Genomic DNA, 13,135 nt, shown 5'->3' with positions numbered 1-13,135 from the left:
AGTGAGGATTTCTTTCGAATCTATAATACAAATTTATTGATTAGTTGCTTTAAGTCATTCGCTAGATCGTTTAAGCGAGTGGCGCTGATTGCAATTTCCTCCATAGAACCACTTGATTGTTCAACAGAAGCAGCTGTTTCTTCAATACCTGCAGCAGCTTCTTCTGAGACGGAGGCAATTTCAGAAATGGAATTGTTTATACCATCACTGTTAGTAGCAATTGTACCAAGAGTACGTGAAATGAACTGAACTCCATTCGCCATTTCTGAAAGAGAACGTTCGATTTCCTCAAACGTATGACCGGTAGTTACAATTTGATTTTTACCACTTTCCACTTCTTTGTATCCGCCCTGCAGAGAGGAAGTTACTAATTTTGTTTCGTTTTGGATATTATTTACGATTTGTGTAATGTCAGTTACGGACAATGAAACTTGTTCTGCTAACTTTCTTACTTCATCAGCTACAACTGCAAAACCTTTGCCATGTTCACCAGCACGAGCGGCTTCAATCGCTGCGTTTAAGGCTAATAGGTTGGTCTGCTCAGCAATGGCTTTAATGACGCCTACTAATTTTGAAATTTCCTGTGATTGGTCATCGAGTCCCTTAACCTTTTCTACAGCTTCTTTTACGATTTGGTCAATGATGCTCATTTGGTTAATAGATGAAGTCATTAATTTACTACCATCTTTCGTTAAACCAAGCACTTTCTGTGAAGAATCATAGACGATTTCACCACTTTGATTGGCGTTTTTCACTTCAGTTGTAAATGCACCCATTGAACTGGAAAGCTCACTCGTGATGTTGACTTGTGTCTCTGAACCCGATGAAAGTGCCTGCATGGTAACCGCAATTTGACTACTGCCTTCCTTTACTTCAAAAGATGTCTGGGTTAGGTTACTACTCTGGTTGGATAGAGCTTCCGATACAGAGCTGATACTTGTTAGCATTTCTTTCAGATTTTCGCTCACTTGATTGGATGACTGTAACAACATTCCAATCTCATCCTCTGATTTTATTTCTAGTGGCTCATTACTCAAATCGCCATTTGCCATTAAATCCATACGTTCTTTTAATATATTGATAGGTTTAGCAATATTTCTAGGAATGACAACTGATAAAATAACAATGATTATTAATAATAAAAGTCCAAACATCATCGAAATAAAAGAGGTGGTTTCCGCTTGCTTTAATGCATTTATCCCATCCTCTTTACTTTCTTCTCCTTTTGCTAAAGCTAGAGTCGTCATTTGCTCAACAACTTTTATTAGTTTTGGCTCTATTTCACTCGAAAGTATGAGCTTTGCTTCCTCAACATTTCCTTGCTCATAGGCTGGAAAGTATTCTTCCTCCACTATTTTGTAGATGGTTGCCGTTTGTTCAGATACTTCTTTAATAACTGGGTCTTCGGATTTTTCCAATAAATCTTTCTGGATGGCTAAGCTAGGTTCTTTTAACCCAAAGTAGATCTGTTTATATTTCTCTTCTCCAGATAATAAGTATCCTCGAAGCTCACTTTGTTGTTGTGTTAAAATTCCTAGCAAACTAAAATCAGAAGCCATTAACGGAATATCTTCTACAGAAAGCTCTCTTGTATGGTCCTCCATTTTGCTTATTGAGTTGATTAAATAAAACCCAAACCCAAATACAAGAATGGTAATTAGTAAAAAGACAGACATTAATTTCGTTTTAATGCTCTTAAACTTAAATAAGTTTCTCATAGAAATACCCCATTCATATAATTTTTACACTTTTTACTTGTATCGACAAATTTCGACTGATATGAAGTGTTTTCGTGAAAACGCTTTTAAAAAAGTGAAGTCATACAAAAAAGCTCCCCTTTTATGAAAGGGGAACTCTTAATTCTGATTGCGGTGCTTTTCGTTTATACACCTGGTATAGAATGAGGGCAAAAAGTGAAAGAACGGCCCCAGAAACATAAGGAAGCGGAAGAGAAATGGAGAATAGCCATCCTCCGAGTGGTGGACCAATGATACGACCTAGGGAATCAAAAGATGAGAGTAGTCCGGTAGTACTCCCATGCCCAGCGCTAGAAGTTTTCGTTAGTAGGGAGGAGACGCTTGGTCTGATAAATCCATTCCCAATACCAAAAACGGTTAAATAAATTGCTGCGGTTACAAAGTTATCAATGAGTAAAATTAAAGAAAATCCGATGGCAGAGATCACAATTCCGAGTTGAATAACAGATCCTTCTCCCCACTTTTTTGTCAGTCTTCCTACAAGTCCGCCCTGAACGATGGCACCAGCTAGTCCCATAATCATAAATACGTATCCGAGCTGAGCTGGCTCAAGCCCAGCTTTTTCAGAAGCAAAGTATGCAAATGTTGCTTCCAAGCCTGCTAAGGATAAGGTGACAAACCATTGTAGGATATACAAAACAGATGCAGGCCCTTTGAAGGCTGAGAATATGGAAGCTTTTTTCTTATGTTGGTTTTCTTTACGCTGTTCAGTAGTTAGTGATTCTTTTAATACAAACAAGACAAGTAAGAAGGTTAGTACAGATGATGCACCGGCAATAAAGAAAGGAGTGTGTAAGCTTTCTTTTGAGAAAATCCCACCGATCGCTGGGCCAAAAATAAAGCCTAGTCCCACCGAAGCTCCGATGATTCCCATGCCTTTACTGCGATTCTCATGTGAAGTGATATCTGCCACATAGGCCATAACTGTCGGCATATTGGCCGCAGATAAAACTCCCCCAATAATTCTCGCTACAAACAGTATCCATAGAGAGGATGACATCCCCATTAAAAAGAAGGAGAGCGCAAGTCCAAAGATCCCAATCATTATGACTGGCTTTCGCCCGATTTTATCAGAAATTCTGCCCCAAAAAGGTGCAAAGAACAGCTGCATCAGGGAGTATACGGCCATTAATAAGCCTAGCTGAGTAGGAGAAGCCCCTAATTCTTCGGCGTAAAACGGCATAACAGGGATGATAATCCCAAACCCCACCATAACTAAAAACATAACTGCAAATAAAATAGGCAACGCTTTTTTAACTTCCAAAATCAATACACTCCAGTAGGTTTCATTTGTATCTCTTCTCTTTATTATAACTCTAAGATTGCAGGTGATAAAAGTCTTAAACTTACTTTAGGGGTTTTATACTAAGTGTGATTTCATTCGACAAATTTCTCCGACCCTTACATAAGAAATTATTATCTTTTTTATAAAATAAAGATTTTTACCTAATGAGCAGTTTTTTATTTTAAATAAAGGATAAAAATCTCATCCGGATCATGAAGATACTAGTTCTTTGTATTTGTTAAAAAGTCATGAAATGGAGATTCTGTTAGTTTCATAGTACCAGACAAAAATCGACAAACTGCCATGGGTTCATTGACGGAGGTTTCACTAAATGATACTAAATAATATAGAAAAAATAATTCTAAAAAAAGGAAAATATAAAGGGGCGGTATATTTTTGAACGTGTTTAAGCGATTCTTCCTAATACTAGTCATTATAAGTTTTGCTGTTGCTTGCTCAAATAAGGAACAAACAATGCAGAAAGAAAAGTCTAATAAGGAAGAAGAAAAGGAAGTCGTTAAGTTAGTGACATATCCTGAACAGCCTACCCTAGCTGAAGAAATGGTTCAACAACCGGCTGGTATCCACTCGGAGGATCTATATGCATCGCTAGAGGGTTCTAACGTTGATTCTGAACTTCCAATGGGTTCTGCAATAGAGGATTTAGTGGTGCAGGATTTGAAGGCAGAAGAAATATATAATGGATTGATTCATTATTTAGGAGCAGATTATTCACTAGTTTTTGATTCCTTGAAAAATTTTATTCCTGACTACGGGGCATATGATTTATCAAAGGAACAACCATCCTTAAAAAACGTAGCCATCCATCTAGACTCAAGTGGTAGTATGAATGCTCAAGTTTCGGGCGGAGTGAAGATGGACTTAGCCAAGCGAGCTATTGCTACATATGCATCAGGCCTACCTGCCACAAGTAAAGTTTCTCTAAGAGTATACGGACACCGGGGTACAGGGAGTGACAATGACAAGGCAAAATCATGCTCAAGCACAGAAATCATGTACAATACCCATACATATGAGCAGGCTAGCTTTGAACAGGCATTAACAAAATTTAAGCCAAGTGGTTGGACACCTCTGGCAGCATCCATTGCAAATGCCTATGAAGATTTAAAGAAATCAGCCGATGATAAGTCTGAAAACATCCTATTTGTTGTGAGTGACGGGATAGAGACGTGTAATGGAAATCCAGTCGAAGAGGCTAGAAAGCTAGCAAACTCGGATTTAAAGGTAAAGGTGAATATTATCGGCTTTGATGTGGATGATGCAGGGCAGAAGCAATTAAAAGAAACGGCATTAGCTGGAAAAGGAACGTACTATACAGTTAACTCGAATGTGGAATTGAACGATACGATTCAAGAGTTGCTTCAAGAAGCAAGGACCACCTATGAAAGGAATTTTGAAATTGCAAAGATTGGCTACAAGATAAATATGAAAAAAGTAGAAATTGGTCAAGGGATAGAAGATCTTGGCTCTAGCTTTATGGACGTTACAGATGCAGAAAAAGATGTCTTATTTGAGGCTGTGACTAGACTAGAGGATCAAAAGGAAATTACTCCAGAAATGGGAGAAGAACTCCGAACAATCATAGATGATAGACATATAGCTATAAGAGAGTACATTAACCAGCTAGAAGATGAAGCGAGAGAAAAGAATAACACCAAGCATCAGGAAGTGATTTCAGGTCTAAAGTGATTTAGTTTCCCAATAAAGGGTCCCTTTATACTATGGTGATTATCTATTAACTTCTTTTAATATTTCTTCACATGGAGACTGGTGGTAGGATTAGATATTGTTTTATAGATAATATCCTTTATGGGTCACCCAATAGTACGTATCAAAACGCTCGATTTATGGTGGAATATCGATTGCTGCGGTATTTATTATTTTTCGCTTATTAATGAGTGTTAGATAATGATCTAGCTATCAATGAGAAGGAATGTTAATGCGACGTGTTAAAGCGTCGCATTTTTCTGTGTGAAAAAAGATATAAGTCAAAGGTCACTTTATTAGTAAATATCTTACATGACAGGAGATTGGGCATAGGTATTCGTTCTCGTTATTGAACGAATGATTAATAGTATAATAGTAGTGTAAAAATTAAAACCTAATCTTTTCTTTGTAAATATTATTAGTCCCTTGTATATATAGAGTTAAAATTTCGTTAAAAAGAACGAAAGAACAAAGGGAAATGGTATGTTGATAGTAATGCCTCAAGTACTTCCTTCCAAGAGAAAGGAGGAAATATAAAACTGCTGATTTGGAGGACAAATTAGTTGGAAGTACATATTGAGGTCAACTATAAATGAGATTTAGAGGAGGAACACACTTGAAGAGGCTTAGAAAACAGCTTTTTGCGGTAACAACAATGGTTGTCATGTTAATTAGTATGATTCTCCCTTATCGTGCACAAGCAGCTGAGACAATTTCGGTTGCAGAGGCGATTGCGAATAATACGGGGACAGCGACTGTAATGGGTTACATAGTAGCGCATACATCAGGTGGTAGCGGAGGAAAAGCTAGTTATGACTTTGAAGCTCCATTTGGAAATGATTTTAATCTAGCGATAGCAGATTCTCCTACCGAGAACGACCCCACAAAATTATTACCCGTTCAGCTCCCTTCAAGTTTTCGTTCGGAGTTTGGACTAGCAACGAATCCTGAGATTATCGGGAAAAAGGTATATGTTACTGGTACACTCGAAGCTTATTTCACCGTTCCAGGATTAAAATCTCCAACTGCCATGTCATTTGACGGCACAACGCCACCTCCAGATGAAGAAGACCCTGTAACAGGCGAAACAGGCTTAAAGATTCGCGACATTCAAGGGCAATCACATACTTCACCTTACAAAGATAAAAATGTTGTAGACGTACCTGGTATTGTTACTCAGGTAGTGGATGGAAGCAACTTCTACATGCAGGATTCCAGCTCAGATGACAATCCTAAAACTTCAGAGGGTATCCTTGTGTATAAACCAACTCACGGTGTTTCTGTGGGAGACAGTATCACAGTATCAGGACTTGTTAAAGAATGGGTACTTGATGGGTACTCTGAAAAACTACAAACCGATTTAGCTATGACCGAAATTAACGCCCAATCAGGAAAAATTACAAAGGTTTCGAGTGGAAACGAACTTCCTGCTCCAATCGTGATTGGAAAGGATGTGATTCCTCCAACTTCTGTTATAGATAATGATGAATTCAGTGAATTTGATCCTTCAGAGGACGGAATTGATTTTTATGAAAGCCTGGAAGGAATGCGTGTGGCACTTGAAAGTCCACAGGTAACAGGCCCGCAAAAGTACGCGGAAATTCCTGTTATTGCTGGAAAGGTGGATGGAAAAGCTTATACGGAGAAGGGTTCACCGCTTCTTACGGCAGAAACACAAAATCCTGAGAGAATGTTCCTTCTACTAAGCAATAATAACCGAGATTTTGTAACAAAAACGGGTGACTCTTTCAACGGTACGGTTACTGGTGTGATGAGTTACAGTTTTAGTAATTTTAAAATTTTAGTAAATGAAGCTGAGCTTCCTGAGCTTGTGGAAAGCCCGGTAACTAGTGAAGTAACGACAATCGAACAAGCGGAAGACAAGCTAACAGTTGCTAGCTACAACATCGAAAACTTTGTAGCATCAGATACAGCAAAACGCGATAAGCTAGCAAAATCTATGGTTGAGAATTTAGGATCTCCAGATATCATTGGTCTCGTGGAAGTACTTGATGAAAGTGGAGAAACCAACAACGGTGTGGTCAAAGGAGACGCGAACTACAAAGCATTAAGTGATGCGATTGCCAGCTTTGGTGGACCAACTTATGCATGGACAGAAATCGCTCCTGAAAACGGTAAGGATGGTGGAGTTCCTGGTGGAAACATTCGCGTAGGCTATCTTTACAATCCTGACCGTGTTCAACTTAATGAGGCACCAAAAGGAGATGCGACAACAGCGGTTGGGTATGAAAATGGTTCACTTACATTAAACCCGGGCCGTGTTGACCCAACAAACTCGGCCTTCAATAGTAGCCGTAAGCCACTAGCTGCGGAGTTTACGTTCCAAGGCGAAGAGGTTATTGTGATCAACAATCACTTCAATTCAAAAGGTGGAGACCAACCACTATTCGGGAAAAATCAACCACCATACCTTGAGAGTGAAGCCCAACGTGTAGAAATCGCAACTATCGTAAATAATTTTGTCTCTGATATCAAAGAAAAGAACAAGGATGCTAATGTAGTTGTATTAGGAGACTTAAACGATTTTGAATTCTCAGCACCACTTGCTGCTTTAAAAGGTGATGATTTAACAAACTTAGTAGAAACATTACCTGTATCAGAGAGATACACGTATAACTACCAAGGAAATGCACAAGTCCTCGATCATATTTTAGTAACAAATAATTTAGCTGAAGCAGCTGAGCTAGACATCGTGAACTTTAACTCTCCTTATATGGAAGACCATGGACGTGCTAGTGACCATGATGCATTAGTGGCTCAGTTAGATTTAGCAGTGGAAGAAGGACCATTCACTCTGTCACTTCTTCATACAAACGATACACATGCGTATGTGGAGCAGTTCCCTCGACTTATTACGGCAGTGAATGAGCTGCGTGCTCAGAAGGAAAATAGTTTATTGCTGAATGCAGGGGATGTGTTCTCAGGAACTTTGTATTTTAGACAATATCTAGGTCTAGCCGACTTGTATTTTATGAATCAGTTAGGTTTTGATGCCATGACTCTAGGGAATCATGAGTTTGATAAGGATTCTGCTACTCTAGCAAACTTTATCAAACAAGCGGAGTTCCCAATCGTTTCTACCAACGTGAACATGGCAAATGATCCTGATCTAGGACCTTTGTTCAATAATTCAATCGGTGGAACAAATGAGAAAGGTGAGATTTTCCCAGCGATTATTAAACAAGTAGATGGGGAAGAGGTAGGTATTTTTGGATTAACAACGGAGGATACCGCATTCCTAGCGAATCCTGGTGACCATGTTGTTTTTGAAGATGCTGTTAAAAAAGCAAATGAAACCGTAGGAATGCTTGAAGCGCAAGGTGTAGATAAGATTATTGGACTCTCACATTTAGGCTATCAGCCAGACGTTGAGCTAGCTGGTCAAGTGGATGGAATTGATGTCATCGTTGGTGGGCATTCTCATACCACCCTAACAGAGCCAGTTGTTATTGAAAAAGAAGAGCCAACGTTAATTGTTCAAGCCAATGAATATTTGAAATACCTAGGTGTACTGGACGTAACTTTTGATGAAAATGGTGTCATCGCAGATTACGCTGGTGAATTGAAGGATTTAAGTAAGTATGCAGAGAATGCTGCTGCAAAGGCGAAGGTAGAGGAGTATAAAGTACCTTTAACAGAGCTTCAAAAGCAAGTAGTAGGTAGCACATCTGTTGTGTTAAATGGTGTACGTGATGATGTACGTAGCAAGGAAACAAATCTAGGAAACTTAATTACAGATGGAATGGTAGCAAAAGCGAATGAATTCATTCCAACGTATATTGCGATGCAAAATGGTGGAGGAATCCGTGCCTCTATTGATACAGGGGATATCACTCTTGGTGAAGTATTAACGGTATTACCGTTTGGAAACAACCTAGTCACACTTGATTTAACGGGAGCAGAAATTCTTGGTGCGTTAGAGCACAGCGTGAGTAATGTTGGGCAAGGGGCTTTCATGCAAGTAGCCGGTCTGAAATTCAAGTATGACGCTGCTAAGCCAGTGGGTGAGCGAGTATGGTATGTGGAAGCGATGACGGCTAATGGATATGAAGAGCTGCAGGTGGATAAAACGTACCGCGTAGCGACAAATGCCTTCACTGCTGATGGTGGGGATGGATACACCATGTTTAAAACGGCAAAGGACCAAGGTCGTATTACAGAGCTGTACTTTGTTGATTTTGAGGTATTTACATCTTATTTAGAAAAACACAATCCTGTTTCACCGGTAGTTGAAGGTAGAATCATTCAAGAAGTGTCAGATCAAGTGGCACCAGAAGCGCCTGCTGTGAACGAGATTACTGACCAATCAACAGAAATCACTGGAACAACAGAAGCTGGTGCGATTGTTAACGTGTCTGTTGATGGAACAGTGATTGGTACAGCAATGGCATCAGAAAATGGAAGCTTTAGCGTAGAAATATCGAAGCTAACAGCTGGTACAGAGGTCTCAGTAACGGCAACCGATGCGGCTGGTAATGTAAGTGAAGCTACGGTAGTGACTGTTATTGATGTGACTGCGCCTGACGCGCCAAACGTAAATCCAGTCATTCACAATGACACCGTAGTTACTGGAACAACGGAAACAGGAGCAACGGTTAAAGTGATGATGGGTGGCGATGAACTGGGTACGGTTGTCGCTGACAGTAACGGAGTGTTCTCAGTGAACGTTCCAAAGCAAAAGCATAAGAACGTTTTAACCGTAACAGCAACCGATGCCGCTGGAAATGTTAGCAAAGTAACTACTGTAGATGTATTAAAGAAAAGCGAGAAGTAATTAATAAAGAAGGCAGGTTGCTGTTGGGCAACCTGCCTTTTGATGTGGAATCGCAAGTAAGTCTGGCGAATCGCAAATAAGTTTTATTAATCGCAAGTAAGTTTAGCGAATCGCAAATATATTTTTAGAATCGCAAATAAATTTTAAAAATAGCAAATAACTCTAAAAAATCGCAAGTATATCAGAAATTAGTAGAGCAAACACTCCGAATGTAGGTGCATTCCCTTCTCAAAAGAGCTTAAATGCCCTTTTCTTTTTCAAAAAGCCCCTTAATCTTTGCAAAAGAAAGCTCCCCTGTCTCACTATAGACCACATCCGCTAAAGGAAAGGATTCACCAGCCCCAATAGCTACAGCATACATGCCCGCAGACTTAATCGCTTCCACACCTGCAACAGCATCCTCGACGCCAATGCAGTTTGCAGGGCTAACTCCGAGTAGCTTGGCTGCTGTTAAAAACACTTCAGGATCTGGTTTTCCGTTTGTAATCGTTTTGGCATCGACGATAACATCAAAGTCATCTTTTAGTTCAAGTGAATCCATCACGGTAAAGGCATTTTTACTCGCTGAAGCTAGCCCTAGCTTTAGTCCGTTTGCCTTAATCGCAGTCAGTAATTCCTTGATCCCAGGTAGGATGTCAGACGGGCTAATTTTCGTAATAAGCGTTAAATAATGATCATTTTTCTTTGAAGCAAGTGCTTCTTTTTCAGCCTCTGAAAAATCACTTGAACGTTCGCCGATTTCAAGGATTTTCTCCAGTGATTCCATCCGTGATATACCTTTTAACAGTTCGTTATCTTCACGGGTAAAGGTGATTCCCATATCATTGGCAAGTGCCTGCCATGCTAAAAAATGATACTCAGCGGTGTCGGTGATTACACCGTCAAGGTCAAAAATAAATGCTTCTAATTTCATAAAATCTCTCCCTACAGAAAAGGGGGCAAGGTAACCAAGCCCCTTCCTTCTTTATTTTTTAAGAGCAACGGTCTTCGTTCCGTTTTCTGGTAACACAAGTTCCTCGGCATATAGCTTAATTGACAATTCTGGTCCTTCTTGAGAAATCGTCACACCATCTTTTGAAACATGGATATTTAACAGATGGTCACGATAGACGATTTTAAAGGAATACGAATTCCATGATTTTGGAACAAATGGTGCAAACGAAAGAGTTTCATGGGCGGTTCTCATGCCTGCAAAACCTTGAACGATGGCAAGCCAAGCGCCTGTCATACTGGTAATATGAAGACCGTCTTCTGTGTCGTTATTGTAGTTATCTAAATCCAGACGAGCCGTACGATGGTACATCTCGTAAGCCTTTTCCTCTTTTCCAAGCTCTGCTCCTAGGATCGCATGGATGGACGGGGAAAGAGAGGATTCATGAACTGTCATTGGCTCATAGAAATTAAAGTTTCTTTCTTTTTCTTCATATGAATACTCGTGATTTAAAAAGTATAAGCCTTGAAGAACGTCTGCTTGTTTGATAAAGCAGCTTCTTAAGATTTTATCCCATGACCATTTTTGATTTAACGGACGATCCTCTGGTGCTAACTCGTTAACAGTTTTCAAGTCTTTATCAAGGAACGTGTCGTGCTGAACAAAGACGTCAAGCTCCTCATCGTATGGAAGGTACATTTTGTCAATGATCTCCTGCCATTTTGAGATTTCTTCATCAGTAATTTGAAGGTCGGATATACGCTTTTCATGCCCGCTTGCATTAAGCTCCGTAATTACTTCTAATGTATATCGAAGGGTCCAACGAGCGATTGTATTGGTGTACCAGTTATTATTTACATTATTTTCATACTCATTTGGACCGGTTACGCCATGCATCATGTAGACATTTTTCTTTTTATGAAAATGAACACGGTCTGCCCAAAATCTTGAAATCCCTGTAAGTACGTCAATTCCATACTCGTTCCAATAGGATTTATCACCCGTGTAATTGACATAGTTATAGATGGCGTAGGCAATCGCTCCGTTTCGGTGGATCTCCTCAAACGTAATTTCCCACTCGTTATGGCTCTCAATGCCGTTAAAGGTAACCATTGGGTAGAGGGCGCCCTTTAGGCCTTGCTGCTGCGCGTTATGATAAGCACCATCAAGCTGATTATGACGATAAACTAGTAGATTGCGAGCTACCTCTGGGTTGGCTGTAGATAAATAGAGTGGTAAAGCATATGCTTCTGTATCCCAATACGTAGCACCACCATATTTTTCACCAGTAAATCCTTTTGGTCCGATATTCAAACGTGCATCTTCACCATAGTAGGTACTGAACAATTGGAACAAATTGAATCGGATCCCTTGCTGAGCTTCGTCATCTCCGTTGATTTCGATATCAGCAATGCTCCAGCGCTTAAGCCACGCTTTCTTATGCTCCTGAAGAAGGGAATCATAGCCCTTTTCAACAGAGTGTGTAAGTACTTCATCCGCCTTCGTTACTAATTCTGCAGCCTCATAATCTCTATCTGTTGTAACAGCGACATACTTAATCAATGAAACAGGTGTATTCTCACTTGCTTGAACCGCAATCGTATTTTCAACGTATTCTTCACGCTCATCTGTAGAATGAGCCAAAACTTCTCCATCTACCTCAAGACGCATGCTAGCAGCTACTTGGAAGGTAGGAGTACCAAAAGGATTATCCTTCGTTTTCATTACTAAATGACCATTGCTGTTAGTAACTCCTCTCTTGACCTCTAACCAAAAATCTTCCTCATAGTTGGAGTCTTCATTTCTCACATCTCCATCTAAGTAGGGGATGAAAGTCACAGTACCTGAATAGTTTTTCGGGGTAACCTGGTACTTAATGACAGCAAGCTCAGGATTCCTAATTGATAGAAAACGAACAACCTCCACATCTGTTTCTTTGCCACTCTGCGTTACTGTAAAGCGACGAGTTAACACACCATGTTGCATGTCTAGCTCTCGATAAAAGCACGTTACTTGGTTTTGATAACAATCCATTTCTTCACCATCGATTAGTACTCGGATACCGATATAGTTGATGGAGTTAATCACCTTCCCAAAGTAATGGGGGTACCCGTTTTTCCACCAACCAACTCTCGTTTTATCTGGAAACCAAACTCCAGCAATGTAGGAACCGCGGTGGAAGTCTCCTGTATACGTTTCTTCAAAATTTCCACGCATTCCCATATGACCGTTACCAAGGCTCATCATGCTTTCGGCTAGACGAAAATCTTCCTTGTTTACATTTGTTTCAACGATTTTCCATGGATCGATGCTAAATAATCTTTTCATGTAATCACCTCAAAAAATATTTTAATTGCGCAAACGATTGCACAAAAACAGTAAAAAAATAAGCAAAAGATTTACACATCTATATTGTAAAGGATTTCATAGAAAAATGCTTTAACAAATTGTTATATTTTTTTGACAAACTTTTTTTCTAGAAGTTTATCAATGTTTTCCAATTGTTTTGTAGTCGAAACTTCTGTCAAAGTAGAAACGTCTACTTAAAAAGGGGTAAATCTATCAATAATATTTGTTTTTTACAGGAAATTGACAAATAGATAGCGAATATGTGTAAAAGGTATGAAATTTTTTAGGTA

Annotated in this window: 6 protein-coding genes; 2 read left to right on the top strand and 4 right to left on the bottom strand. The window is 39.5% G+C overall.

What is annotated here, in order from left to right; genetic code table 11:
* Window positions 1-20: 20 nt before the first annotated feature.
* Window positions 21-1,718 (bottom strand): methyl-accepting chemotaxis protein, encoded by a 1,698-nt coding sequence (locus BKO01S_RS17615; RefSeq protein ID WP_066057167.1) that lies wholly within the window; start codon window positions 1,716-1,718, stop codon window positions 21-23.
* Between the two features lie 121 nt (window positions 1,719-1,839).
* Window positions 1,840-3,021, bottom strand: a complete 1,182-nt coding sequence (locus BKO01S_RS17610) for an MFS transporter (protein ID WP_084362134.1) — start codon at window positions 3,019-3,021, stop codon at window positions 1,840-1,842.
* A 423-nt stretch (window positions 3,022-3,444) separates the two neighbouring features.
* Here BKO01S_RS17610 and BKO01S_RS17605 point away from each other — a divergent pair, with 423 nt between their 5' ends.
* Complete coding sequence (locus BKO01S_RS17605; protein WP_232311274.1) at window positions 3,445-4,752, top strand: VWA domain-containing protein; 1,308 nt, start codon at window positions 3,445-3,447, stop codon at window positions 4,750-4,752.
* Between the two features lie 634 nt (window positions 4,753-5,386).
* Window positions 5,387-9,565, top strand: coding sequence for a 5'-nucleotidase C-terminal domain-containing protein (locus BKO01S_RS17600; RefSeq protein ID WP_232311271.1), 4,179 nt, complete (start codon window positions 5,387-5,389; stop codon window positions 9,563-9,565).
* A gap of 238 nt (window positions 9,566-9,803) precedes the next feature.
* Here the strand turns inward: BKO01S_RS17600 and pgmB are convergent, their stop codons facing one another.
* Together pgmB and BKO01S_RS17590 are read right to left on the bottom strand one after the other, a co-directional pair.
* Entirely contained in the window at window positions 9,804-10,478 is a 675-nt protein-coding gene (gene pgmB / locus BKO01S_RS17595; protein ID WP_066057157.1) for a beta-phosphoglucomutase, read from the bottom strand.
* Window positions 10,479-10,529: 51 nt separating this feature from the next.
* On the bottom strand, window positions 10,530-12,824 hold the full coding sequence (locus tag BKO01S_RS17590; RefSeq protein ID WP_066057153.1) for a glycoside hydrolase family 65 protein: 2,295 nt from the start codon (window positions 12,822-12,824) through the stop codon (window positions 10,530-10,532).
* Window positions 12,825-13,135: the final 311 nt, after the last annotated feature.

The organism is Robertmurraya korlensis NBRC 107688 (genome assembly GCF_001591645.1).
GTDB lineage: Bacteria > Bacillota > Bacilli > Bacillales > Cytobacillaceae > Robertmurraya_A.
The sequence above is the reverse complement of the archived record's forward strand: the minus strand, read 5'-3'. Positions and strand labels throughout refer to the sequence as shown.

What these genes read in the sequence shown, in the direction of transcription:
- BKO01S_RS17615 (WP_066057167.1), bottom strand. Translation starts at nt 1,718, where the DNA reads ATGAGAAACTTATTTAAGTTTAAGAGCATTAAAACGAAATTAATGTCT.
- pgmB (WP_066057157.1), bottom strand. Translation starts at nt 10,478, where the DNA reads ATGAAATTAGAAGCATTTATTTTTGACCTTGACGGTGTAATCACCGAC.
- BKO01S_RS17590 (WP_066057153.1), bottom strand. Translation starts at nt 12,824, where the DNA reads ATGAAAAGATTATTTAGCATCGATCCATGGAAAATCGTTGAAACAAAT.